22 protein-coding genes are annotated in these 25144 nt (G+C 63.3%); 13 read left to right on the top strand and 9 right to left on the bottom strand.

Annotated features, from left to right (window positions below; translation table 11 throughout):
• Positions 1 to 102 precede the first annotated feature (102 nt).
• The 4 genes from doeA to FJ950_RS16035 all read left to right on the top strand — a co-directional run bounded on the left by doeA (position 103) and on the right by FJ950_RS16035 (position 5962).
• Positions 103 to 1281 carry an ectoine hydrolase DoeA gene (doeA, locus tag FJ950_RS16055; protein WP_140617489.1) on the top strand — a complete coding sequence of 393 codons (1179 nt, stop codon included), beginning with the start codon at positions 103 to 105 and terminating at the stop codon, positions 1279 to 1281.
• A 5-nt stretch (positions 1282 to 1286) separates the two neighbouring features.
• A complete protein-coding gene (gene doeB / locus FJ950_RS16050) occupies positions 1287 to 2288 on the top strand; it encodes a N(2)-acetyl-L-2,4-diaminobutanoate deacetylase DoeB (RefSeq protein WP_140617488.1) in 1002 nt (333 codons plus the stop codon).
• Positions 2289 to 2610: 322 nt separating this feature from the next.
• A complete protein-coding gene (locus FJ950_RS16040) occupies positions 2611 to 3399 on the top strand; it encodes a DeoR/GlpR family DNA-binding transcription regulator (protein WP_140617487.1) in 789 nt (262 codons plus the stop codon).
• An 82-nt stretch (positions 3400 to 3481) separates the two neighbouring features.
• On the top strand, positions 3482 to 5962 hold the full coding sequence (locus tag FJ950_RS16035; RefSeq protein ID WP_140617486.1) for an FAD-dependent oxidoreductase: 2481 nt from the start codon (positions 3482 to 3484) through the stop codon (positions 5960 to 5962).
• Here the strand turns inward: FJ950_RS16035 and FJ950_RS16030 are convergent.
• Positions 5959 to 6828, bottom strand: a complete 870-nt coding sequence (locus FJ950_RS16030; protein WP_140617485.1) for a LysR substrate-binding domain-containing protein — start codon at positions 6826 to 6828, stop codon at positions 5959 to 5961. The genes FJ950_RS16035 and FJ950_RS16030 overlap by 4 nt on opposite strands.
• 265 nt (positions 6829 to 7093) lie before the next feature.
• On the opposite strand from FJ950_RS16030, the gene FJ950_RS16025 reads away from it, so the two are divergent.
• The 9 genes from FJ950_RS16025 (at position 7094) to FJ950_RS15985 (ending at position 17819) form a co-directional block, all read left to right on the top strand.
• Positions 7094 to 8293 carry a 2-aminoethylphosphonate--pyruvate transaminase gene (locus tag FJ950_RS16025; protein ID WP_140617484.1) on the top strand — a complete coding sequence of 400 codons (1200 nt, stop codon included), beginning with the start codon at positions 7094 to 7096 and terminating at the stop codon, positions 8291 to 8293.
• A gap of 24 nt (positions 8294 to 8317) precedes the next feature.
• Positions 8318 to 9574, top strand: coding sequence for a phosphonoacetate hydrolase (gene phnA / locus FJ950_RS16020; RefSeq protein WP_140617483.1), 1257 nt, complete (start codon positions 8318 to 8320; stop codon positions 9572 to 9574).
• 229 nt (positions 9575 to 9803) lie between these two features.
• Positions 9804 to 11261 carry a phosphonoacetaldehyde dehydrogenase gene (gene phnY / locus FJ950_RS16015; protein ID WP_140617482.1) on the top strand — a complete coding sequence of 486 codons (1458 nt, stop codon included), beginning with the start codon at positions 9804 to 9806 and terminating at the stop codon, positions 11259 to 11261.
• Positions 11262 to 11334: 73 nt separating this feature from the next.
• Positions 11335 to 12693: an aspartate aminotransferase family protein gene (locus tag FJ950_RS16010; protein ID WP_140617481.1), complete on the top strand. Its 1359-nt coding sequence runs from the start codon at positions 11335 to 11337 to the stop codon at positions 12691 to 12693.
• Between the two features lie 2 nt (positions 12694 to 12695).
• Positions 12696 to 13709: an NAD(P)-dependent oxidoreductase gene (locus FJ950_RS16005; protein ID WP_140617480.1), complete on the top strand. Its 1014-nt coding sequence runs from the start codon at positions 12696 to 12698 to the stop codon at positions 13707 to 13709.
• 250 nt (positions 13710 to 13959) lie between these two features.
• Positions 13960 to 14988, top strand: a complete 1029-nt coding sequence (locus tag FJ950_RS16000) for a 2-aminoethylphosphonate ABC transporter substrate-binding protein (RefSeq protein ID WP_083883114.1) — start codon at positions 13960 to 13962, stop codon at positions 14986 to 14988.
• A 32-nt stretch (positions 14989 to 15020) separates the two neighbouring features.
• Positions 15021 to 16166, top strand: a complete 1146-nt coding sequence (locus FJ950_RS15995) for an ATP-binding cassette domain-containing protein (protein ID WP_140617479.1) — start codon at positions 15021 to 15023, stop codon at positions 16164 to 16166.
• Entirely contained in the window at positions 16159 to 17019 is an 861-nt protein-coding gene (locus tag FJ950_RS15990; protein ID WP_015319061.1) for a 2-aminoethylphosphonate ABC transporter permease subunit, read from the top strand. The genes FJ950_RS15995 and FJ950_RS15990 overlap by 8 nt, the downstream gene beginning before the upstream one ends.
• A 2-nt stretch (positions 17020 to 17021) precedes the next feature.
• Positions 17022 to 17819 (top strand): ABC transporter permease subunit, encoded by a 798-nt coding sequence (locus FJ950_RS15985; RefSeq protein ID WP_140617478.1) that lies wholly within the window; start codon positions 17022 to 17024, stop codon positions 17817 to 17819.
• An 11-nt stretch (positions 17820 to 17830) separates the two neighbouring features.
• On the opposite strand, the gene FJ950_RS15980 is transcribed toward FJ950_RS15985, so the two are convergent.
• The 8 genes from FJ950_RS15980 to FJ950_RS15945 form a co-directional block, all read right to left on the bottom strand.
• The gene (locus FJ950_RS15980; protein ID WP_181171274.1) at positions 17831 to 18280 is read right to left on the bottom strand and encodes a MaoC/PaaZ C-terminal domain-containing protein; all 450 of its coding nucleotides are present in this window, start codon (positions 18278 to 18280) and stop codon (positions 17831 to 17833) included.
• The gene (locus FJ950_RS15975; protein WP_140617476.1) at positions 18277 to 19353 is read right to left on the bottom strand and encodes a Gfo/Idh/MocA family oxidoreductase; all 1077 of its coding nucleotides are present in this window, start codon (positions 19351 to 19353) and stop codon (positions 18277 to 18279) included. Before FJ950_RS15975 ends, FJ950_RS15980 begins: the two co-directional genes overlap by 4 nt.
• A complete protein-coding gene (locus tag FJ950_RS15970) occupies positions 19346 to 19675 on the bottom strand; it encodes an L-rhamnose mutarotase (RefSeq protein WP_140617475.1) in 330 nt (109 codons plus the stop codon). Before FJ950_RS15970 ends, FJ950_RS15975 begins: the two co-directional genes overlap by 8 nt.
• A gap of 9 nt (positions 19676 to 19684) precedes the next feature.
• Complete coding sequence (locus tag FJ950_RS15965; protein ID WP_140617474.1) at positions 19685 to 20797, bottom strand: mandelate racemase/muconate lactonizing enzyme family protein; 1113 nt, start codon at positions 20795 to 20797, stop codon at positions 19685 to 19687.
• Positions 20798 to 20802: 5 nt separating this feature from the next.
• Positions 20803 to 21900, bottom strand: a complete 1098-nt coding sequence (gene ugpC / locus FJ950_RS15960) for a sn-glycerol-3-phosphate ABC transporter ATP-binding protein UgpC (protein ID WP_140617473.1) — start codon at positions 21898 to 21900, stop codon at positions 20803 to 20805.
• Positions 21901 to 21904: 4 nt separating this feature from the next.
• Positions 21905 to 22771 (bottom strand): carbohydrate ABC transporter permease, encoded by an 867-nt coding sequence (locus FJ950_RS15955; protein WP_140617472.1) that lies wholly within the window; start codon positions 22769 to 22771, stop codon positions 21905 to 21907.
• Positions 22772 to 22773: 2 nt separating this feature from the next.
• On the bottom strand, positions 22774 to 23670 hold the full coding sequence (locus FJ950_RS15950) for a sugar ABC transporter permease (protein WP_140617471.1): 897 nt from the start codon (positions 23668 to 23670) through the stop codon (positions 22774 to 22776).
• Between the two features lie 124 nt (positions 23671 to 23794).
• Positions 23795 to 25114: a sugar ABC transporter substrate-binding protein gene (locus FJ950_RS15945; RefSeq protein ID WP_140617470.1), complete on the bottom strand. Its 1320-nt coding sequence runs from the start codon at positions 25112 to 25114 to the stop codon at positions 23795 to 23797.
• Positions 25115 to 25144 lie beyond the last annotated feature (30 nt).

The following is a 25144-nucleotide window of genomic DNA, read 5'->3' as shown; positions in this document are numbered from 1 at the left end:
GGCAACCGGTTTCCCCAGCATCATGCTCAATCAAAAAATTCCCTGGAGCCAGATTCAACGAGTTGAAACGGGCTCCAGCCCCAACAAACGAGGACCAACAAAATGCAGCCGAACCTGAAATTCTCGCGAAGCGAATATGCGGAACGCCTCGCCAAGACGCGGAAAGCCATGGAGGCGAAAGGCGTCGACCTTTTGATCGTCAGCGATCCCTCCAACATGGCCTGGCTCACCGGCTATGACGGCTGGTCCTTCTACGTCCACCAGGCGGTCATCGTGCCGCCATCGGGCGAGCCGGTCTGGTACGGTCGTGGCCAGGACGCGAACGGCGCCAAGCGCACCGCCTACCTCGCACATGACAACATCGTCGGCTATGCCGACCACTATGTGCAGTCGACCGAACGCCACCCGATGGATTTCCTGTCGGGTGTGCTGACCGATCGCGGCTGGGGCAAGCTCACCGTCGGCGTCGAGATGGACAATTACTGGTTCTCCGCCGCCGCCTTCGCCTCGCTGCAGAAGCATATGCCCAACGCCCGCTTCGTCGATGCCACCGCGCTGGTCAACTGGCAGCGCGCGGTGAAGAGCCCAACCGAGATCGATTATATGCGCAAGGCCGCCCGTATCGTCGAGGCGATGCACCAGCGCATCGTCGACAAGATCGAAGTCGGCATGCGCAAGAACGATCTCGTCGCCGAGATCTACGATGCCGGCACGCGCGGCGTCGACGGCATTGGCGGTGACTACCCCGCGATCGTGCCGCTGCTGCCCTCGGGCGCCGACGCCTCGGCGCCGCACCTGACCTGGGACGATAAGCCGATGAAGGCGGGCGAGGGCACTTTCTTCGAGATCGCCGGCTGCTACAACAGGTACCATTGCCCGCTGTCGCGCACCGTCTTCCTCGGCAAGCCGACGCAGGAATTCCTCGATGCCGAGAAGGCAACGCTGGAAGGCATGGAAGCTGGCCTTGCCGCCGCAAAGCCGGGTAATGCCTGCGAGGACATCGCCAATGCCTTCTTCGCCGTGTTGAAGAAATACGGCATCGTCAAGGACAACCGCACCGGCTATTCGATCGGGCTTTCCTATCCACCGGACTGGGGCGAGCGCACGATGAGCCTGCGCCCCGGCGATCGCACCGAACTCAAGCCCGGCATGACCTTCCATTTCATGACCGGCCTGTGGCTGGAGACGATGGGGCTGGAGATCACTGAATCCATCCTGATCACCGATACCGGTGTGGAGTGCCTGGCCAACGTGCCGCGCAAGCTGGTGGTGAAGGATTGAGCCCGATGTCCAGTCTTCGCCCGTCGCCGGTCACGCCGACCGTCGATTTCGATCGTGACGGCGTCCAGCATGGTTTCCTGCGCCTGCCCTATAGCCGCGACGACTCGGCCTGGGGCTCGGTGATGATCCCGATCTGCGTCATCCGCAACGGCAAGGGGCCGGCGGCGCTGCTGACCGGCGGCAATCATGGCGACGAGTATGAAGGGCCGCTGGCGCTCTACGAACTCGCCCGCACGCTCGATCCCAGCCAGGTCAGCGGCACCGTCATAATCGTGCCGGCGATGAACTATCCTGCTTTTCGGGCCGGCACGCGCACCTCGCCAATCGACAAGGGCAACATGAACCGCAGTTTCCCCGGCCGGCCCGACGGCACGGTGACGCAGAAGATCGCCGATTATTTCCAACGCGAGCTGCTTCCCCGCGCCGACATCGTCTTCGACTTCCATTCCGGCGGCAGGACGCTGGATTTCGTACCGTTCTGTGCCGCCCACACTTTGCCCGACAAGGCGCTGGAGCAGAAAGCCTTTGCCGCGGTGGCGGCATTCTCGGCACCATTCTCGATGCGCATGACCGAGATCGATGCGATCGGCATGTATGACACGGCGGCCGAAGAGATGGGCAAGGTCTTCGTCACCACCGAGCTCGGCGGTGGCGGTACGTCGCGAGCCGAGACGGTGCGGATCGCGCGGCGCGGCATCCTCAACGTGCTGCGTCATGAGGGTATCGTCGCCGGGGCGGCCGAGACGGGCGGAACGCAGTGGCTGGACATGCCCTCGGGCGATTGCTTCTGCTTCGCCGAGGATGACGGCATGATCGAAACCATGGTCGATCTCGGCGAACCTGTCGAGGAGGGCACGGTGGTGGCCCGCATCCATTCCACCGGCCGCACCGGCGTCGCGCCGCGGGAAATCCGGGCCAAAATGTCGGGCATGCTGGCGGCGCGGCATTTCCCTGGCCTGGTCAAGGCCGGCGACTGCGCCGCGGTGGTCGCCGTAAAGGTCGATTGACTGATTTCTCCGCCCGAACCATGCCGGGCGGACCCACTCTTCTGCTCGAGATGTCGAATCCGGATTATCGCACCCGCTCGCGGAGCGAACACCGCGATCTGCTGGCCGCCTGCCGCGGCGCGACGGCAAGAAGGCGGTGAGCGTTCTGAGACAGCATCTTCGCGAGGGAAGCGACACGCTGGTCAACGCGACGGATGGCGGCGGTTGTCGCGAAAATTCTAAGCCTGAAGGGCAGGGGGCAGCCCGCAATCGTGGCGCGTGGTTGCCACCGCGCCGGTTCGCTGCCACATATTGCAACATCAATGCTTGACACGAGGATGCCATGTCTCCCGTCAGCCGCCTGCCGGCACGTGCCCTTGCCCCGCGCCGCCATGACGAGATCCTGCGGCGGCTGGGCGCCCAGGGTTCCGTTAGCGTCGCCGAACTGGCTGGGTTCTTCGACGTCTCGCGCGAAACCATCCGCCGCGATTTGAAGCTGCTTTCCGACCAGGGCAGGCTCGGCATCGTGCATGGCGGGGCCGCCCGCTTCGAACCGAGCGAACCCGCGATGAGCCAGCGCAGCCAGGAAAATGCCCAAGGCAAGGCCGCGATCGGCAGGGCGGCCGCCAGGCTGGTCAGGGATGGCATGGTGGTCTTTCTCGATTCCGGCACCACCACGTTGGCCATCGCGCATGCAATGACGGAACTGCGCGATCTGACGATCTGCACGGCCAGCCTGAAGATAGCGCTGCACCTATGCCATGTCCCCGGCGTGCGCGTGCACATGCTGGGCGGCGAAGTCGACCCGGGCGAGGAGGCGGCTTCCGGCATCGACACGCTCGATGCGATGGCGCGCTTTCGCGTCGATATGGCCTTTCTGGGTGGCGGAGCGCTGTCTCCGGACGGCGAGGTGACCGATTTCACCCGCGCCGGGGCCGAACAGCGGGGCCGGATGATTAGCCTCGCCGGCAAGGCCTATTTCGTGCTCGACAGCAGCAAATTCGGCAAGCTGACGCCGCTCAGGATCCCGAATTTCGAACGTGCCGCTGGGGTAATCGTCGACACCGACCCCGAATTCGCGCTTGCCGAGGCGCTTTCGCAAAGGGGGCCTGAACTCATCGTTGCAGCTTGATGTGATATTTTGTGATATTATGAGTTGATATTTGGTTTTCCCATGGTAATGTCTCGGCCATCCCTCAAATGGCGGAACGCTCATGGCACATGAATTTCCCACCCAGGCTCGAACTGTCATTGTCGGCGGCGGCATCATCGGCTGCTCGGTCGCCTATCATCTGACCAAGCTGGGCTGGAGCGATGTGGTGCTGCTTGAGCAGGGACAACTCAGCGGCGGCACCACCTGGCACGCGGCCGGTCTTGTCGGTCAGCTGCGCAGCCATTCCAACATGACCAGCCTGATCCGGTACTCCACGCAGCTCTACAGCGAACTGGAGGCCGAGACCGGCCTCGCCACCGGCTGGAAGAACTGCGGTTCGCTGTCCGTCGCGCGCACCACCGACCGCATGGCGGTGTTGAAGCGCACGGCCGCGTCGGCGCGTGCCCAAGGGGTCGAGATCGACGTCATCTCGCCTCGCGAGGCAGCCGAGCTCTGGCCGGTGATGGCGACAGACGATCTGGTCGGCGCCGTCTGGCTGCCCGGAGACGGCAAGGCCAATCCCACCGATCTCACGCAATCGCTGGCCAAGGGCGCGCGCAATGGTGGCGTCAAAATCTTCGAGCGGGTGCAGGTCACCGGCATCACGGTGAAAAACGGCGTCGCCTGCGGCGTCGAGACGGACCGCGGCGACATCGCCGCCGAGATCGTCGTCAACTGCGCAGGCCAATGGGCGCGCAAGGTCGGGCTGATGTGCGGCGTCTCGGTGCCGCTGCATTCGGCCGAGCACATGTACATCGTCACCGGCCGGATCGAGGGTGTGCATCCGGACCTGCCTGTCATGCGCGACCCCGATGGCTTCATCTACTTCAAGGAGGAGGTCGGCGGTCTGGTGATGGGTGGCTTCGAGCCGCACGCCAAGCCGTGGGGCATGAACGGCATTCCCGAAAATTTCGAATTCGCGCTGCTGCCCGACGACTGGGACCAGTTCGAGATCCTGATGGAAAACGCGCTGGTGCGCGTGCCGCAGCTGGCGCAGGCCGAAGTCAAGAAATTCTACAACGGACCCGAAAGCTTCACGCCGGACAACAATTTCCTCCTCGGCGAGGCGCCGGAGTTGAAGAATTTCTATGTCGGCGCCGGCTTCAATTCGATGGGCATTGCCAGTGCCGGCGGCGCCGGCAAGGCACTGGCCGAATGGATCGTCAACGGCGCGCCGACCATGGATTTGTGGCCGGTCGACATCAGGCGCTTCGCCGCTTTCAACAACAATCCGCGCTGGCTGCATGACCGCGTCAAGGAGACGCTCGGCCTGCATTACGCCATGCCGTGGCCGAACCGCGAATTGGATACCGCGCGGCCGTTCCGCCGCTCGCCGCTCTATGATCGGCTCGCCGCCAAGGGCGCCTGCTTCGGTTCCAAGATGGGCTGGGAGCGTGCCAACTGGTTCGCGGCGCCGGGAGAGAAAGCCGGGAACGACTATGCCTTCGGTCGCCAGAACTGGCACGAGGCCGTGCGGCGCGAGATGAAGGCGACGCGCGAAGCCGTCGCCATCTTCGACCAGACCTCCTTCGCCAAGCTTCTTGTCCAGGGCCGCGATGCCTGTGCCGTGTTGAACCGCATCTGCGCCGGCGACATCGATGTGCCGGTCGGCACGTCGGTCTACACCGGCGTGCTCAATGCGCGCGGCGGCTACGAAAGCGATCTCACTGTGATGCGGCTTGGCGCGGAAAAATTCCTCATCGTTACCGGTTCCGCCCAGGCGGTCCACGATGCCGACTGGATCGTCAAGAACATTCCGGCCCATGCCCACGCCGTCCTGACCGACGTTACCTCTGCTTACGCGGTGCTGGCGTTGATGGGGCCGCGTTCGCGCGATCTCCTCTGCAAACTGTCGTCGGCCGATCTTTCCAACGCCGGCTTCCCCTTCGCCAGCATTCGCGAAATCGATATCGGCTACGCCACTGCCTATGCCAACCGCATGACCTATGTCGGCGAACTCGGCTGGGAACTGATCGTGCCGGCCGAATTCGCCGTCGGCGTCTACGAGGCGTTGCACGAGGCCGGCCGTGAATTCGGCTTGGCCGACGCCGGCTACTACGCGCTCGACGCCTTGCGCATCGAAAAAGGTTTTCGAGCCTGGGGTCGGGAACTGACGCCTGATATCAATCCCTGGCAGGCGGGGCTTGGCTTCGCCGTGGCGATGGACAAGCCAGGTGGCTTCATCGGCCGCGATGCGCTTGCCGCCGCGAAACCCTCGTCGTCGGCACCGGCAAAGCGTATCGTGCTCCTTACGCTCGACGACACCGAGCCGATGCTGTGGGGCGGCGAGTTGGTCCTGCGCGACGGCAAGCCGGTCGGCGAGGTCCGCTCGGCTGCCTATGGCCACACGCTTGGCCAGTCAGTGGCGCTCAGCTTGATCGAAAACGAAACCGGCGTGGATGCTGTGTTCCTGAGCGGCGGCCATTTCGAGATCGATCTAGCCGGCGTACGCTATGCGGCCACCGCGCATCTGCGCAGCCCCTACGATCCGAAATCGGAGCGGGTGAAAGCCGATGCAATGGAGATCAGGGCCGCGGCTTAATCCGTCGACATAGAGCGCGCCATGTCGAGAAAGGCGCGCACCAGTTTGCCGCCGCTGCGCTCGCGCAGGCAGATCAGCGCCTCGTCCATCAAGGTCTCGGGCGCGTCGATGGTGATCGGGACGAGCCGCGAATCCTGGCCGAATTCGGCCGCCGAGACAAAGCCGATGCCGGCGCCAGAGGCGACGATCTCGCGCACGGCTTCCCGGCCCTCGGCTTCGATCACAGGCCTCAACTCCACCTTAGAAGCCGCTGCCAGGTCTTCGAGCTTCTGGCGCGTCTTCGAACCGCGCTCGCGCATGACCAGGGATTCCTGTGCGAGCTGCTTGAGCGTCAGCGATTTCTTCCCCGACAGCGGATGGTCGATCGAGGTGAAGGCTATGATCGGCGTCGAGTTCAGTTTCAGCACTTCGAAGTCGCGTCCGGCGGGCACCTCGCCCAGCACGCCGATATCGGCATCGTAGCTGTAGAGGCTGCTGATCACCGTCTCGGTGTTTCCGGCACGCACCGAGACCTGCACTCCGGGATAGCGGGCGCGGAAGCTGCCGAGAATGTGAAGCAGATGATGCGCGGCGTCGGCGACGATGCGCAGCGTGCCGGAACGCAAGGCGCGCGACTCGGTCAGAAGCTCAAGCGCCTGCTGCTCGGTGTCGAACATGCGGTGGGTTATTTCGAGCAGTTTCTGGCCGGAATGGGTCAGGGTGACCTGCTTCTTGTTACGATTGAACAGCAGGACATCATACTCTTCCTCGAGCTTGCGGACCTGGTCCGATATCGCCGGCTGGGTCAGGAACAGCGCTTCGGCCGCCCGCGAAAAGCCGCCGGAGATCGCCACCTGATGAAAGGCCCGCAACTGAACATAGCGCATCTTCTTCGCTCCCGAGCCTCTCTGGTTACCAGCAGCCTATCATAAGCCCTGCTATGCAAAAGCCGGAAACAAACGATTCGGTTTATGTCTTGGAATGGGCCTGCCGGGTTTCACGAAGCTGTCACGAGCGCCATGCAGCTTCTGCTGTCTGTATCGGATCATCACTGAAATCGATACGTCGATACAAAATAACGATTTTACAAATATATGCCCTCAGCCAACAATGGCGCCAGATCAAAAAAGCAGCGACCTGTCGGAGGACATCATGCTCGCCGAAACGAAATTTGCCGCGGAGCCGTTGGCCGGTCCGGCGCTGGGCGAGCCGTATCTGCTGACACCGGGGCCGCTCACCACCTCCTATCCGGTCAAGCAGGCGATGCTGCGCGACTGGGGATCGTGGGACGGCGATTTCCGCGCCATGACATCAGACATGCGCCGCCGCCTGCTGGCGCTGACCGGCGATGCGAAAGCCGAATTCGATTGCGTGCCGATGCAAGGCAGCGGCTCCTTCTGCGTCGAGGCGATGCTGGGTTCGTTCGTGCCGAAAGACGGCAAGGTTCTGGTCCTGGCCAATGGCGCCTACGGCCTGCGCGCGGCCCAGACCATGCAGTATCTCGGCCGCGCCTATACGCTGATCGACAAGGGCGACTACCTGCCGCCGCGCGGCGACGAGGTGGCGGCAGCGCTCGAAGCCGACCACGCCATCACCCACGTCATAGCCATTCATTGCGAGACCAGCTCCGGCATTTTGAACCCGGTCGCCGAGATCGCCGAGGCGGTGCACACCAAGGGCCGCAAGCTGCTGGTCGATTCCATGAGCGCGTTCGGCGCCGTCGCGCTCGACGTCAACGAGATCCGCTATGAGGCGATGGTCTCGTCGGCCAACAAATGCATCGAGGGCGTGCCCGGCTTCGGCTTCATCATCGCCCGCAAGAGCGAACTCGAGGCAGCCAAGGGGCGCAGCCATTCCCTGTCGCTCGACGTCCACGCCCAGTGGGCGCATATGAACAAGACCGGCCAGTGGCGCTACACGCCGCCGACGCATGTCGTCGCCGCTTTCCTGGAGGCGCTGCGCCAGCATGAGGCGGAAGGCGGCGTCGCCGGCCGTGGTGCCCGCTACACCAGGAACCGCGACGTCATGGTGTCGGGCATGCGCGAACTCGGCTTCGAGACATTGCTCAAGGACCGCTGGCTGTCGCCGATCATCGTCACCTTCTTCAACCCGGCCCACGCCAACTTCGCCTTCGATCGCTTCTACGAACTGATGAAGGACAAGGGCTTCATCATCTACCCCGGCAAGCTGACGGTCGTGGACTCCTTCCGTGTCGGCTGCATCGGCCAAATGGACGAACATGTCATGCGTCGCGTCGTCGAGGCGGCGGCGCAATCGCTTGATGAAATGGGCGTCGACACCGCCGCTCCACCCGCCGCGGCAATCGCCGAGCGCGCTAAACTCGCCGCCTGAAGCGGCCGATTTCGAGGATTTTTGATGAACCAGATGTCTCCCATCAACGTCGCGGTCAACGGCCGCACCTACGCCTGGCCGCGCGTGCCGGCGATCGCCATCTGCCTCGACGGCTGCGAGCCGGCCTATCTCGATGAAGCGATCAAGGCCGGGCTGATGCCGGCCCTGGTCAGGATCAAGGAGAAGGGCACGGTGCGTTTTGCGCACTCGGTCATTCCGAGCTTCACCAATCCCAACAATTTGTCGATCGCCACCGGTCGCCCGCCCTCGGTGCACGGCATTTGCGGCAACTATCTCTACGAGCGCGAGACCGGCAAGGAAGTGATGATGAACGACCCGCGCTTCCTGCGCGCGCCGACCATTTTTCAGGCCTTCTATGATGCGGGCGCCAAGGTTGCCGTGGTGACCGCCAAAGACAAGCTGCGTGCGCTGCTCGGCAAGGGTCTGTCTTTCGACGAAGGGCGCGCGCTGTGCTTTTCGGCGGAGAAGTCCGATACGACCACGGTTGGCGAGCACGGCATCGACAATGCCTCGAAGCATTTCGGCCTGCCTGTGCCGGAAGTCTATTCGGCCGAATTGTCGGAATTCGTCTTCGCCGCCGGCGTCCAGTTGCTGAGGGAATTCCGCCCCGACATCATGTACCTGACGACGACGGACTATGTGCAGCACAAATACGCACCGGGCGTGCCGCAGGCCAACGCCTTCTACGAGATGTTCGACAAGTACCTGACCGAACTTGATGCGCTGGGCGCCGCGATCGTTGTCACCGCCGACCATGGCATGAAGCCCAAGCACAAGGCCGGCGGTGCGCCCGACGTCGTCTACGTCCAGGACCTGCTTGACGAATGGCTGGGCAAGGATGCCGCCCGCGTCATCCTGCCGATCACCGACCCCTATGTCGTGCATCATGGCGCGCTGGGCTCTTTCGCCACCGCCTATTTGCCTGATGGCGCGGACCAGGCGGGCATCATGGCGCGGCTGGCCAAGGTTGACGGCATCATGCTGGTCGTCGATAGCCGGACGGCCTGCGAGCGCTTCGAACTGCCGGCTGACCGCATCGGCGACATCGTGCTGGTCTCGACCGAGAACAAGACGATCGGCACATCGGAACATCGCCATGATCTGGCGGCGCTAAACGAGCCGCTGCGCTCGCATGGCGGACTGACCGAGCAGGAAGTGCCGTTCATCGTCAACCGCGTGCTGCCGGATCTGCCCAACGAGCCGACCTTGCGCAATTTCGACGCGTTCTATTACGCCACTATGGCGGCTGCATTGGCATAGGCCTGATGATGTCGACCCCCACTCCGTCGAGCTTCGCTCGACACCTCTCCCCCGATCGACGGGGGAGAGGAAGGGCGCGAGTTTGCCAGCCTTGGCTCCCTTCCTCTCCCTCCGGAGGGGGGAGAGGTGGCGAGCGAAGCTCGGCGGAGTGGGGGAAGCCATTGCTGAGACGCGATGCCGTTGCCTAGAAAAAATCAACCTGGCTGTCTGAGCACCGAGGAATACCGACATGACCAAGCTTGACCCTGCCATCAAAGTTCGCCACGAGCCGATGCGCATTGCCGGCAGGAAGGTCGATGCCGGTGGTGTTGTCGAGGTGCGTTACCCCTGGAACGACACCGTCATCGGCACCGTCCCCGCCGGCCGCGCCGAACACGCCCGCCAGGCGTTCGAGATCGCTGCAGGCTACAAGTCGAAGCTGACGCGCTACGAGCGCCAGCAGATCCTGTTCCGCACGGCGGAAGCACTGGCGTCGCGCCGGGAAGAAATATCCGATCTGATCACGCTCGAGCTCGGTATCTCCAAGGCCGACTCGCTCTACGAAGTCGGCCGCGCCTATGATGTGTTCACGCTGTCGGCGCAGATGTGCATCCAGGACGATGGCCAGATCTTCTCCTGCGACCTCACCCCGCACGGCAAGGCGCGCAAGATCTTCACCACGCGCGAGCCGCTGAAGGCTATCTCGGCGATCACGCCATTCAACCATCCGCTCAACATGGTCTCGCACAAGGTGGCGCCGGCCATCGCCACCAACAATTGCGTGGTGGTGAAGCCGACCGAACTGACGCCGATGACGGCGTTGGTGCTGGCCGACATTCTTTATGAAGCCGGCCTGCCGCCGGAAATGCTTTCGGTGGTGACCGGCTGGCCGGTCGACATCGGCAACGAGATGATCACCAACGAGAATATCGACTTGATCACCTTCACCGGCGGCGTGCCGGTCGGCAAGATGATCGCCCGCAGCGCCGGTTACAGGCGCCAGGTGCTGGAACTCGGCGGCAACGATCCGCTGATCATCCTCAACGATCTCTCCGATGACGATCTGGCCAAGGCCGCCGATCTCGCGGTCGCCGGTGCGACCAAAAACTCCGGCCAGCGCTGCACGGCGGTCAAGCGCATCCTCGTCCAGGAAAGCGTCGCCGACCGCTTCGTGCCGCTGGTGCTGGAGCGGGCCAAGAAGATCCGCTTCGGCGATCCGATGGACCGCTCGACCGATCTCGGCACCGTCGTGCATGAGAAGGCGGCGGCGTTGTTCGAAGCGCGCGTCCACATGGCGGCCGAGCAGGGGGCAGAGATCCTCTACAACCCGGGTCGTCAGGGTGCGCTGCTGCCGCCAATCGTCGTCGACCGCGTGCCGCACACATCCGAACTGGTGATGGAAGAAACGTTCGGGCCGATCATCCCGATCGTGCGCGCGCCGGATGACGATGAAGCACTGATCGCGTTGTCCAACTCGACCGCCTTCGGCCTGTCGTCGGGCGTCTGCACCAATTCGTTTCCCCGCATGCAAAAATACATCGCCGGCCTGCAGGTCGGCACGGTGAACATCTGGGAAGTGCCGGGCTACCGCATCGAGATGTCGCCCTTCGGCGGCATCAAGGACAGCGGCAATGGCTACAAGGAAGGCGTCATCGAGGCGATGAAGAGCTACACCAATGTGAAGACATTTTCGCTGCCTTGGTCCTGACCGGATCACATAAGCTGGCGGAACAAACCGAGGGAGCGTCCCACGCTCCCTCATTCGCATTTCGGAGACAATGATGGCCGCGATATCAGAGCTTGTGCATACCGAAGGCGATTCCAACACGACGGCGGCGCGCGGCCGCTGGGATACCGGCCAGGACGATCCCCGCATTCGCGGCCTGCTCGATCGCGACGCCGCCGCCTTCATGCACCAGAGCCTGTCCAGCCCCTGTCTTTCGACGATAGCTAGGGCGGAAGGCATCTGGATCGAGGACACCGCCGGCCGTCGTTTCATGGATTTCCACGGCAACAGCGTGCATCACCTCGGCTACGGTCACCCGAGATTGGTGGCGGCGATCAAGAAGCAACTCGACGACCTCTGCTTCGCGCCGCGCCGTTTCACCTGCGAGCCCGCCGTCGAACTGGCCGAAAAACTGGCCGCGCTGGCTCCCGGCGATCTCGGCAAGGTGTTGTTCACCACCGGCGGCTCCGATGCCATCGAGGTCGCGCTGAAGATCGCGCGGGCGGCCACCGGCCGTTTCAAGACGGTGTCGTTCTGGGATGCTTTCCATGGCGCCGGCTTCGGCGCGGCCAGCGTCGGCGGCGAGGCGACCTTCCGTTCGCATATCGCAGGCCCGATGATGACCGGCACCGAGCACGTCGCGCCCTGGGATGGCTATCGTTGCCCCTATGGCCACGACTCCCTGGAGGCATCGGGGCTCGCTTGCGCCAACATGATCGCCTATGTGCTCGGCCGCGAGCAGGACGTGGCGGCTGTCGTTGCCGAGCCGATGCGCGCGACGCCCAATCCACCTCCGCCCGGTTTCTGGAAGCGCGTGCGCGAGGCCTGCGACAGGCACGGCACGCTGCTGATCTTCGACGAGATCCCGACCGGCCTCGGCAAGACCGGAAAAGTTTTCGCCCATGAGCATGACGGCGTAACGCCCGACATCGTTGTCCTCGGCAAATCACTCGGCGGCGGCATCCTGCCGATCGCCGCCGTCATCGCCCGCCGCGATCTCGACGTCACCGGCGGCTTCGCCATCGGTCACTACACCCACGAAAAGAACCCCGTGACAACGCGTGCGGCGCTGACGACCATCGACATCATCCTGGAGGAGGGGCTGGTCGAGCGTTCGGCTGAGCTTGGCGGCCATATGCTTGCACGTATGCAGGACCTGATGGCGCGCTCGCCCCATGTCGGTGACGTCAGGGGCAGGGGGCTGATGGTCGGCGTCGAACTCGTTGAGGACCGTGCTTCGCGACAGCCGGCGCGGGACCTCGCCGAACGTGTCTTCTACGCTTGCCTGGAACAAGGCCTGAGCTTCAAGGTGAGCCACGGCAATGTGCTGACGCTCTCGCCGCCGTTGGTTATCTCCAAAACTGATCTCGACCGCGCGCTCGACATTGTCGAGGACGCCGTGCTGGCCGCCTGACCATGAAGGCCGTCCGCACAGACCGCGAACTCGAATGTCCTGAAATCGATGCCGGCCTACGGGCGAGAGGCGTCAACCTGGTGACGCTACCGGATGGCATTCCCGAAGCCGATCTCGCCAACGCGGTCGCCGACGCCGATCTCCTGCTCATGTGCTACACGCCGATCACGGCGCGGGTGATCGATGCCGCTCCCAGGCTGAAGGGCATCGTCAAATACGGCGTCGGCATCGATGCCATCGATATTCCCGCAGCGATGCGGCGTGACATTCCCGTGGTCAACGTGCCCGACTATGCCGAGGAAACCGTTGCCGAAGGCGCCTTCGCGCTGATGATTGCGCTCGCCAAGCGGCTGCCGGGGATCACCCAGGCAATGACGCGAGACGGCTGGATTTGGCCCGAACAGCGCTGGCTGGGACGCGATATATCAGGCGCCACGCTTGGGCTGGTCGGCTGCGGCAAGATTGGCCGCAGCATGGCGCGCATGGCCGGCCAGGGGTTTCGCGCACGCGTCGTTGGTTTTGATCCCGGTGTCGATGCCGCGACGATGCGCGCCGCCGGCATCGAGAAAGCCGACGACCTACACGCCATGTTGCGTGCCTGTGATTTCGTTTCGTTGCATTGCGTGCTGAACGACCAGACACGCGGCCTGATCGGCAAGCATGAGCTCGCCTGCCTGAAACCGTCGGCCATCATCGTCAATGTCTCGCGCGGTGCGCTGATCGATGAGGCGGCGCTCGTCGAGGCGATCGTTGCCGGTCGCATCGGTGGTGCCGGGCTCGATGTCTATTCGGTCGAGCCGCTGGCGAGGTCAGGCCATCCGATGAGCGCATTGTTTGGTCGCGACAATGTGATCCTATTTCCGCATCTTACCTTCTTCACCTACGAGGCGATGCGCCGGCTGGAAGACGACACGCTCGCGCGCTGTTTCGAAATTCTCGAAGGCCGGCCAGTGACCATCCGCTCGCATGATCCGCGATTGCGGGCGCAGACCGCAGGCATTGTGTTCGGCCGATAATCTACATTTTCAAACCGATAGCCGCCATCGGCGCAGCACATTTGTGTCCACGACACCGATGCGACAGTTCCATGACAAATATCAGAGAAAGTTTGGCTCTCATAAAATAAATAGATTTTACTTATCGATGCCCAATCCCCAGAGTTGTCACAACGAAGACATCCAACCGGCTCAACGTCCGCCAGAGACCCAAACGCCGGTTGGTCCTAGTGCATCGCAGAATGTGCCTTCAATCAAAGGGGAACTGGTTATGAAATCAAGAAACGCAACCATGGTCGCGGCTTTCGCCGCATTGCTCGCGTCGGCGGCTCTCATTGGGCCAGCACTCGCCGACGGCGTCGTCACCGTCTACTCCGCCGATGGGCTGCATGATGGCAATGGCAGCTGGTACGAGACCGAATTCGCAGCCTTCACCAAGGCCACCGGCATCACCGTTCAGTATATCGAGGCGGGCTCGGGCGGCGTCGTCGAGCGCGTCGCCAAGGAAAAGTCGAACCCGCAGGCCGACGTGCTGGTGACCTTGCCGCCCTTCATCCAGCGCGCCGCCGCGGACGGTCTGCTGCAGGATTACAAACCCGAAGCCGCATCCCAGATCGACGGCGGCACCGACAAGTATCGGCCGCTGGTCAATAACTACATGAATTTCATCTACAACAGCGCCGTGCTGTCCGAAGCGCCGAAGAGCTATAACGATCTGCTCGATCCGAAGTTCAAGGGCAAGATCCAGTACTCGACCCCCGGCCAGGCTGGCGACGGGACGGCCGTCATGCTGCAGATCATCCATGCCTTTGGCGGCGAGGATGCCGGCTTCGAATTCATGAAGAAGCTGCAGGACAACAATGTCGGCCCGTCCGCCTCGACCGGCAAGCTGACCGCGCTGGTCAACAAGGGCGAGCTGCATGTGGCCAATGGCGACCTGCAGATGAACATGTCGCAGATGGCAGACAATCCCAACATCAAGGTGTTCTGGCCCGCTGGCCCCGATGGCACCCGCTCCACCTTTGCGCTGCCCTATGAAATCGGCCTGGTCACCGGTGCGCCAAATAGCGACAACGGCAAGAAGCTGATCGACTTCCTGCTGTCCAAGGAGGCACAGTCGACTGTAAGTTCCGTTGCCCTCGGCATGCCGGCCCGCAAGGACGTGACGCCGTCCGACGCCAATTTCGCCAAGCTGCAGGAGGCGATGAAAGGCCTGACCATCTGGTCGCCGAACTGGGACGAGGCGCTGAGCAAGCTTCCCGACTACGTCAAGAAGTGGAACGAAGCGACCGGAAGTTGATCCGCACGGGAAGCAATCCGGAGAACAATGCCATGTCGGCCGCCGCCTTCACGGGCCCTAGTGTCACGGACATCGACGCCGCGAAGGTTCGCGGCGCCGGCTCGAACGTCCACTTCGACAAGGTCGTTGTCGCCTATGGCGCCCATGTCGTCCTGCATCCGCTGACCCTCGACATCGCGCCTGGCGAAATCCTGGCGATGATAGGCCCGTCCGGCTCCGGCAAGACGACCGCTCTGCGTGCCGTTGCCGGCTTCGTGCGGCCGGCAAGCGGCCGCATCCGCATCGGCGCCACCGACGTCACCGATCTGCCGCCCTATGAGCGTGGGCTCGGCATGGTGGTGCAGAACTACGCGCTGTTCCCGCATATGCGGGTCGAGGACAACGTCGCCTTTGGCCTCAGGGCACAAGGCGCCGACAAGGCGCTGATCGGCGAACGGGTGAAGGATGCGCTCGCCACCGTCGGCATGGCGACGTTTGCCCGGCGTTATCCGCGCGAGCTTTCGGGCGGCCAGCAGCAGCGCGTCGCGATTGCGCGGGCGCTTGCCGTGCGGCCGCGCGTGCTCCTGCTTGACGAACCGCTTTCGGCGCTCGACGCGCAGATCCGCCGCAACATGGTCGAGGAGATCGCCCGTCTGCACCGCAGCCTGCCGGGCCTGACCATCCTCTACGTCACCCACGACCAGACCGAGGCGCTGACGCTTGCCGACAAGATCGCCATCATGCGCGACGGCAGGGTCTGTTCGCATGGACCGACGACCGAACTCTATCGCCGTCCGCCAAACCGCTTCACCGCCGAGTTTCTCGGTCGTGCCAACCTTCTGCCGGTGACGGTTGCCGATGCTGCCGGCCCGAAAGGCTTTGCCATGGCCAGGCATGGCGATGCCGTGCTCGCCGGTGCCGGTCGCGGCGAGAAGGTTGGCGACAAGAGCCTGCTTTGCATCAGGCCGCAGCACCTGAGCCTGACGGCCGACAGCGAGCACACCAACCGCATTGTCGGCACGCTCAGGGAAGTGCACTGGCAGGGTGAACTCACGCATCTGGTGCTCGATGTCGACGGCACGCCGGTGCGCGTCTCGGCAACGAAACTGCCAATGGCCTTGCCGGAACCCGGCACAGAGGTGCCGCTGTTCTTTGCGCCGGCCGATACGTCGCTTCTTCCGGAAGACGCCGGTGTCTGAAGCGCTCGCCATTGGTATGCCGACGGCCAGAAAGCGAGAGCCGGGCCGGCTGTGGATCGTGCCGCCGGCGGCCCTGCTGGCACTGCTGTTCTTCTACCCGCTGGCGTTGATTGTACGCCAGGCCTTCCTCGACGACAGCGGCGTCGCCAATGTCGCCGAGATCGTCCGCGTCCTGCATTCGCGCTTCTTCCTCAACGCGCTGGTCAACACGGTGACGATCTCGGTCACGGCGACGGCCGGATGCCTGGTCGTCGGCCTGGTGCTGGCGCTGATCCTTGCCTTCGTGCCGTTTCCAGGCAGCGGCTTCATCGCCAGGCTGATCGACACTTTCATCGCCCTGCCGACTTTCCTGGTGACGCTGGCCTTCACCTTCCTTTATGGCTCCGCCGGCATGCTCAACTCCGGGCTGATGGAAGCCTTCTCGCTGCCGCTGCCGCCGGTCGACTTCCTTTATTCGACATGGGGCGTCGTTCTGGCCGAGGTCACGGTCTACACGCCCTTCATCCTGCGGCCGCTGCTTGCCGCCTTTTCGCTGGTCGATCGCGGCCAGATCGAAGCGGCAAGCGTGCTTGGCGCGCGACCGTTCCGCATTGTCCGCCAGGTCATTCTGCCGGCGGCGGTACCCGCGCTCATCGCCGGCGGCAGCCTCTGCCTGCTCCTCACCGTCAACGAATTCGGCATCGTCCTGTTCATCGGCGCCAAGGGCGTCATCACGCTGCCGCTGCTGATCTATGGCAAGGCGATCCAGGAATCGGCCTACCAGGTCGCCTGCATCATCGCCGTGGTCAACATAGCCCTGTCGCTCGGCCTGTTCGGCCTCTACCGCTTCGCCGCCGGCCGGTTGGGAGTCTAGCGATGCTGGTCTGGTCGCGTTCCGGTCGCTTCGTCATCTGGGTGATCTTCGCGCTGATCTTCGGCGTGCTGTTCCTGGCGCCGCTGGCGGTGATCCTGCTGTCCAGCCTCGCCGACCAGTGGAACGGCGTGCTGCCCAATGGCTTGACCACGGAGCACTACGCGGATGTCGCCAAGGGCGCGGCCTGGAACGCGGTCAAGGCCAGCCTTGTCACCGGCTTCGCGGCAAGCGCGCTGGCGCTGGTCAGCGGCACCTGGGCAGCACTTGCGCTGCGCATCCAGGGCGCCACGCTGGCGAAGGCACTCGGCCTCCTGTTCTTCATCCCGAGCGCGGTGCCTTCTGTGTCCGTCGGTCTTGGCCTGCTGGTTGCCTTCAGCCATCCGCCACTGCTGCTCAACGGCACGATCGCAATCGTCATGATCGCGCATTTCGTGCTGATCTCGGCTTTCACCTTCGGCAATGTCTCGGCCGGGCTTGCGCGGCTGTCGCCCGACTTCGAGCAGGTCGCGTCGAGCCTCGGCGCACGCCCTGCCTATCGGCTCCGGCATGTCACGCTGCCCTTGCTCGCACCCTATCTGGTCGCGGCCTTCGGGCTGAGCTTCGCGCTGTCCATGGGCGAGCTTGGCGCGACCGTGATGGTCTATCCGCCGGGTTGGGTGACGCTGCCGGTGTCGATTTTCTCACTGACCGATCGCGGCGACATCTTTGCCGGGGCGGCGCTCACCATGATCCTGGTGGCGGCAACGCTGGTCCTGCTGCTCGGTCTGGAGCGCATCACCAAGCGCGCTACCGGCGCATAGCGGACATTGCCTCAGGCCGGCTGGCGTTCGACGATGTAGATGTGGTCGGCCGCCAGCACCACCTCGCCGCGCTGGTTGATCACTTCGCAGCGCTCGATCACGCGTCCGGAACCCGGTCGCTTGGGGTCGTCCTCCTTGGCCGCGATGGTGGTGCGTGTGCGGATCGTGTCGCCGATGAACACGGGCTTGATGAAGCGCAGCCGGTCGTAGCCATAGGAAAAGGCGACGGGATTGATGACCGTTGCCGTCAGCCCGATGCCGACCGAGAACACCAGCGTGCCATGCGCGATGCGCTGGCCGAACGGTGTTGTCTTCATGAACTCGGCGTCCATGTGGTGCGGGAAGAAATCGCCGGTGTGACCGGCATGGACAATGAAGTCGGTCTCGGTAATCGTGCGGCCGTTGGTCAGCCGCGTCGAGCCGATCTCGTACTCCTCGAAATACTGGATCTGTTCCATCAGGGCCTTTCCGCGATCGGCGTCGCCGGCGCCGCGCTCGAACGATAGGCGGCTTCCACCAGCGCCATTGTGTTCCATGCGTCCTCGACCGAACTGATCAGTTCGGCGTCTTCGCCGGATGCAAAGCGCTGGACATTTGCCATGCGCCCGACAAAGGCGTCGGGAAACCACTCGCCGGCCAAGGGCACCGCGATCCAGTCCGATCCGCCCTTCGGATAGATTTCCAGAATGTCCGGCTCGCCCCGGGGATAATCGAGATTGAGACCGAGCTTGAGATAGGCGGCACCCTCGGTGCCGCAGACGCGAAATTCGCAGGCTTGATGCCGGCGCCCGAACTTGTGGTCGTGGTTGATCGACAGCGCGCAGCGCACGGTGTCGCCATAGTCGAGAATGGCGCTGGTGCGCGTCTGCGCCACGGAATGATCGGGATGGCCGAGCGTCTTGGCATGCACGCCCTTGGGGTCGCCGAGCAACTGCCGGATCAGGTCGAGATAGTGGATCGAGTGCATGGCGATCTCGACGCGCGGCGCCTTGAGCAGGAATTCCCACAACTGCCAAGGCGTCGCCAGCGCCAGCCAAGCATCGAAGTCGACGACTTCGCCGAGCCAGCCCTTGGCGATGGCCTCCTTCAGCGCCAGCATCATCGGCGCGAAACGGAGCTGGAAATTCACCGCCGCCTTGAGCTTCTTGGCGCGGCAGATTTCGAGGATTTCGCTTGCCTCCCCGAGATAGTTGCCCATCGGCTTTTGGATCAGGGCGACCGCGTCGTCGGGCAGGGCCTTCAGGATATCGGCGTGCCGCCCCGGTGGCGTTGCCAGATCGAAGATCGCGTCCTTAACTCCAGCGGCTTCTTGCATCGATCCGAACGCCTTCACGTCCCATTTATCGGCCAGGGCCTGCGCCTTGGCCTGGTCCGGATCGTAAAGACCGGCGATCGGAAACCCCGCTTTTCGGTAGGCCGGGAAATGCGCGTCGCCGACAATCGACCCTGCACCGAAAGTGACGATCGGTCGGGGTTGTGAGGGTTTGGCCCAGGCCTGGACGAGTGAGGCAGGGTCGAAACCGGCCTCAGTCATGGTGGAAGACCTCGTCCATCGAAGCCCACCATTCACCCTCCTTGCGGGTCGCAAGCGGCTCCTGGCAAGGTATGCAGACGGCCCACCATTCCTGCGTCCTCGGATCGGCCGCCATCTTGGCCATGTCGGCCTCGTAGTCGATGCCGTGGTATTCGAAGGTGCTGAACAGCAGGTTCTCCGGCCGCTTCAGGTAAATGGAATAGTTCTTGATGTTGCATGCCGAAATCATGGTCAGCACGTCCGGCCAGACGGCGGCATGGAGGCGAACATAGTCCTCGATCTTCTCCGGCTTCAGCCCAAGCACAAATCCCATCCGCTGCATATCAGCTCCTTATCTCGTGATCGCCGTGGTGAATTCGGCGATGCTCATGGCCTTGACCGCGTCCCAGTCCCAATCGATGCCGATACCGGGCTCGTCGGGCGCCAGCGCATGCCCATCCTCGATGCGCATGTGCTTGCCGGTCAACTGGTCGAGTTGCGGAATGTACTCGACATACCTGCCGTTCTGAACAGCGCAGGTCAGGCTGACATGCAATTCCATCAGGAAATGCGGGCAGACCGGAATGTCGAAGGCCTCCGCCGCATGGGCGATCTTGAGCCAGGGCGTGATGCCGCCAATGCGGCCGACATCGACCTGCACGATCGAGCAGGCGCCTTTCTGCATGTATTCGCGGAAGTGCCTGACGGAATAGAGCGACTCGCCGATGGCGATCGGCGTCGGCGTCGAATTCGACAGCCTGATATGCCCGTCTATGTCGTCGGCCGGCAGCGGCTCCTCGATCCAGGCGAGATCGAGTTCTCGAAGCCTCGCCGCACGCCGGATCGCCTCGTCGACGGAGAAACCCTGATTGGCGTCGGTCATGATCTCGTAGCCGTCGCCCACCGCCTTGCGCACCGCCGACAGCCGCGCGAGATCCTCGGAGCCATGCGGCCTGCCGATCTTCACTTTCGAGCCGCGAAACCCCTTGGCCTTGGCGGCCACCGCATCGTCGACCAGCGCCTGCGTCTCGATGTGCAGCCAGCCGCCTTCTGTCGTGTAAAGCGGGCAGCGGTCCTTGGCGCCGCCAGCGAGCTTCCATAGCGGCAGGCCCTGTTTCTTCGCCCTGAGGTCCCAGAGCGCTGTGTCGATCGCCGCGATGGCGATTGCCGTGATGGCGCCGATCGTGGTGGCGTGGGTGGCGAATTCGAGATCGTGCCAGATCGCTTCGATCATATCAGGATCGCGGCCGATCAGGCGCGGCGCCAGGTGGTCGGACAGAAGCCGCATCACCGACGAGCCGCCGGTGCCGATCGTGTAGCTGTAACCGGTTCCGACCGCGCCGTCGGAATCGGTGATGGTGACGATTGGCGTCTCTTGGCTGACGAAGCTCTGGATCGCGTCGGTGCGTTTGACCTTGGGCACAAGGTCGACCATGCGCAATTCTATCTTTTCGATCTTGGCCATGTCGGTCAGCTCCGCAATGTCTTTCCGGTCTCAGCGGCAAACAGATGCGCCTGCGACAGGTCGAGGCTCATGGCGACGCGCTCGCCTGGCTTCAGCAGCCTAGGGTTCAGCATGCGAGACACCCAGTCACCGCCGTTGAACTCGACGAACACCAACGTCTCGTTGCCGAGCGGTTCGGTGACGGTGATCGGCAGTTCGATCTGATGCACGTCGGCCGCGCCGCCGGAGCTGATACCATGGCCGGTCGGATAGATGTCGTCTGGCCGCAACCCGAACACGACCTTGTCGCCGCCAGCGACATTGGCCTTGAACTGACCGGGCAGGGGCAGCTTGGCGCCGCTGGCGAAAACCAGCTGGCCGTCGTCGACCCTCGCTTCGTGCAAATTCATCGGCGGCGAGCCGATGAAGCCGGCAACGAAGCGCGTGGCTGGCCGGCGGAACACTTCATCTGGGGTGCCAACCTGTTCGATATGTCCGTCGCGCATGATGACGATACGGTCGGCAAGCGTCATCGCCTCGACCTGGTCGTGGGTGACGTAGATCACCGTTGATTGCACCTTGGCGTGCAGCTTCTTGATCTCGGTGCGCATCTGCGTTCTGAGCTTGGCATCGAGATTGGAAAGCGGCTCGTCGAACAGGGAGACGTCGGGGTCGCGCACGATGGCGCGACCCATGGCGACGCGCTGGCGCTGGCCGCCGGACAGTTGCGACGGCCGACGGTCGAGCAAAGCATCGAGCCCCAGGATAGCCGAGGCCTCGGCGACGCGGCGATCCATGTCGTCCTTGGCGGCGCCGGCGATCTTCAAGGAGAAGCCGAGGTTTTCGCGCACCGTCATGTGAGGGTAGAGCGCATAGGACTGGAACACCATCGAGATGTTGCGCGAACGCGGCGGCAAATCGTTGACGACGCGCCCGCCAATCTCGATCGAACCGGCGCTGATCTCTTCCAGCCCGGCTATCATGCGCAGCGTCGTCGACTTGCCGCAGCCGGAAGGACCGACCAGCGCGATGAATTCGCGGTCGGTGATGTCGAGGTCGATGCCATGCACGATCTCGATATTGCCGTAGCGCTTGGTCAGCTTTTTGAGGGAAACCGTTGCCATGAGATCAGCCTTTCACCGCGCCGGAGGTCAGGCCGCCGACAAGGTGCTTCTGGACGATGAAAGTGAGGGTGAGCGCCGGAATGATCATCACCACGGCGAGCGCGCACATGCCGCGCCAGTCGATGGTGAACTCGGCCGTGTAGTCGAGCAGGCCTACCGGCAGCGTCTTGGCGCTGACCGAGCGGGTCAGTTGGGAGGCCAGCGCGAACTCGTTCCAGCAGGTCAGGAAGGCGAAGATCGCGGCCGATGCGATGCCTGGTCCGGCGAGCGGGAACTCGACCTGCCAAAAGGCCTGCCAGCGCGTGCAGCCGTCGATTTGTGCTGCCTCGGCGAGATCCTTCGGCACCTGGCGAAAGAAGCCGTCGATCAGCCAGATGGTGAAAGGCACGTTGAGCGCGACATAGGCAAGGATCAGCCCGAAATGCGTGTCGATGATACCGAGCCGCACATAGAGGAAGAACAGCGGCAGCGACAGCGCGATACCGGGCACCGTGCGTGTCAGCATCAGGCCGAGGAAGACGCTCGATTTACCGCGAAAGCGATAGCGCGCGAAGGCATAGCCGCCCGCCATGCCGATGGCGACCGCGATCACCGTCGAAGTCACCGATATGATCAGCGAGTTGCGGAAATATTCGATGACAGGGATGCCGCCCTTGCCGATGCCTGAGAACATCGCGACATAGGCGTCGAACGAAATATCCTGCGGGATCCACACCGGCGGCTTGGCCATGATCTCGACCGTCGGCCGCAGCGACGACAGGACGATCCACAAGCCCGGCAGGCAGATGGTCAGCATCGCCAGGAACAGGCCGATGCGATAGACGATATCAAGCAGCCTGCGCTTAAGGCGGGCGGAAGAATTCTCGTCCATCTTCACCACTCCGCGCCGATTTGCGTGCGCGCCGCGGCGAGCTTGTTGAAGAAATAGACGGTGAAGGCGATCGACAGCAGGATCGAGAAATAGGCCATGGCGTTGGCCATGCCCATGCGCCCATCGCTGTAGGCGGTGCGCGCCACGAGTGTCCAGAGCAGCTCGGTACGGCCGGCCGGACCGCCATCGGTCATGATCTTGACGATGTCATAGGCACGCGCCACGTCGAGCGAGCGGATGGTCATGGCGATGTAGGCGAAGGGCATGACGAACGGCCAGGTCACATAGCGGAAGGTCTGCCACGGCGTGCAGCCATCGACGCGCGCCGCCTCGATCGGCTCCTTGGGCATGGCGAGCAGCCCGGCGAGGATCAGGATGGCGAAGATCGCCGTCGACGACCAGATCTCGGCAACCGAGATGGCGATGAAGGCGAGGTGACCCTCGATCAGCCACGGGATGGCGTCGCTGGTGATGCCAAGCGACTGCAGCGCATTGTTCACCAGGCCGATATTATCGTTGAACATGAACTTGAACTGGAAGCCGACGAGGATCGGCGAGAACATCATCGGAAACATCATTAGCGTGCGCAGGATGCGCTGGCCGCGCGTCGCCTTCTCAACCAGCATGGCGAGACCAAGGCCAAGCAGCATTTCAAGATTGAGCGCGATCGTCAGCAACAGGACGGTACGGCCGAATGCCCACCAGAAATCGGTGTTGGCCAGGATCGACAGGTAATTCCTGAGGCCGATGAAGACGAAGAACGTCTCGGGCTTGGTCAGGCGGAACGGCGTGAAGCTTGAATAGAGCGACAGAAGCAGCGGCACCACGACGACCGCCGCCAGAACGACGATGGCCGGAAGCAGCAGCAGGAACGGCGCGGATGGCTTGAGGCCCTTCATCGGGCTCCTCTGGTGTCTGGCATTCAAATTTGGGCAGAGGCCCGACATGATGAAACGGGCAACGCCGGCAAAAGGCGATCGCCTCCCCCATTCACGATGGGGGAGGCAATCTTGTGAGCAATGCTTACAGTTTGCCGGCGTCCTGCAGGATCTGCGTCGCCTTGGCGGCGGCTTCGTCCAGTGCCTGCTTGGAGGTCTTGTCGCCAAGGATCGCGGCCTGCAACTCGGGATAGACGGCGTTCGAGATCTCGATCCACTCAGGCGTCTGCGGCACGGCGAAGGCGTGCTTGGCTTCTTCCTGGAAAGCCGACAGAACCTCCTTCTTGTAAGGGTCGTTGGCGGCTTGCTGCAGGTCCCAATCCCAGACCGCGGTGCGCGTTGGCAGCGGGCCGGCGGTGGCCTCGAGCTTCTGGCTGTCCTCGTTGGTCAGCCACCATACGAGCGATGCCGCTGCCTCCTTGTTCGGGCAGTTCTCGGTCACCGAGAAGCCATGGAAGCCCGACCAGCCGGTGCGCACCTCGGCGGAGCCTTTCGGCGCGACCTTGACGCCGACATTGCCCGCGACTTTCGACGATTTCGGATCGTTGAAGAAGCCGGCCCAGCCCGGCCAGTCCAGATTGATGGCGACGGTGCCCGAGGCAAAGCCCTGGCCGAGATCGTCCCAGAGGTAGTTGGTGGTTCCGGCCGGCACGGCCTTGGCCTTGTAGAGGTTGACGAACCAGTCGAGCGCCCGGACGCCGGCTTCGGAATTGAAGACCGGCTTGCCGTCCTTGTCGAGATATTCGCCGCCCTCGGCGACGACCATTTCGTAGAAGCGGCCATTGATCGCCTCTTCCTTGCCGGCAAACTGCGTGCCGTAGAAATTGGGCGGGTTGGCGAAGAACTCAGCCTGGTCGGTGACTTCCTTCCAGGTGTCCGGCGGCACCAGGTCATAGCCGTATTTGGCCTTGAACTTGGTCTTGTTGTCGGCGTTCTCGTACAGGCTCTTCTGGTAGTAGAGCGCCGAGACGTCGAACTGCGCGCGCGGCAGCATTTCCAGCTTGCCGTCGATGGTTGCCGCCTTGATCGTCGACGGCACGAAGGCGTCGATCTCCGACTTCGGCAGGAGCTTGCTGAGGTCGGTGTAGAGGCCGGTGTATTGCGGCGCGAAGGAGGAATGATTCCAGCCGACGCACCAGTTGGTGCTGCCCGAGGCGATGTCGGACTTCAATTCCTTGTCGATGTCGAAGCCGTTCTTCTTGGTCAGGATGTTGACCTTGGCGCCGGTCGCCTTCTCCCATTCGGGAATGCGCTCGTAGAGCTTCTCATATTGCTGGCCGCCGATCAGCTTCACGTCGACGGTCACGCCGTCGAACTTGCCGGGCAGGTCGCCGGCAAGGGCGGTGCCTGCGCCTGACGCAAGCATCAATGCGCCGGCGCATACGCCGGAAAGCAGTCTGTTCATTGGTATCCTCCCTGGGTGCGCCTCGGTGGC

The organism is Mesorhizobium sp. B2-3-14, from assembly GCF_006442175.1.
Classification (GTDB): Bacteria; Pseudomonadota; Alphaproteobacteria; order Rhizobiales; family Rhizobiaceae; genus Mesorhizobium; species Mesorhizobium australicum.
This window is presented reverse-complemented; position numbering and strand designations above follow the sequence as displayed.